This window comes from Tritonibacter sp. SIMBA_163 (genome assembly GCF_046535935.1).
Taxonomy (GTDB): domain Bacteria; phylum Pseudomonadota; class Alphaproteobacteria; order Rhodobacterales; family Rhodobacteraceae; genus Epibacterium; species Epibacterium scottomollicae.
Genome location: NZ_JAWJBP010000697.1, coordinates 1 through 260, shown reverse-complemented (window position 1 = coordinate 260; position 260 = coordinate 1). Strand labels below are relative to the sequence as shown.

The 260-nt window shown below is 35.8% G+C and carries 1 protein-coding gene; it reads right to left on the bottom strand.

What is annotated here, in order from left to right; translation table 11 throughout:
* Nucleotides 1-117 precede the first annotated feature (117 nt).
* Complete coding sequence (locus R0J92_RS24115; RefSeq protein ID WP_411053541.1) at nucleotides 118-249, bottom strand: hypothetical protein; 132 nt, start codon at nucleotides 247-249, stop codon at nucleotides 118-120.
* Nucleotides 250-260 lie beyond the last annotated feature (11 nt).

Below are 260 nucleotides of genomic sequence, written 5' to 3'. Positions count from 1 at the left end.
AATTAATTTTTTGAGCACAAAAAGAGAGCAGGGGATAACCCAGCTCTCTCGTTCTCACACATGCCCTGTATTTCTCTGTTATGTATTGAATATATTCCTATAAAATCATAGTTTTATTTAATATTGCGGTGTTATTAAACATACGGCTACACCAAAACCACGTTCTTTACTAAACGGTGTTGTAACCTTCATCACATGGAATCCTTCATTAGAAGTAGATTTAGTACCTTTACCTGCTTTCGGTACAATTTTGTCTCCCG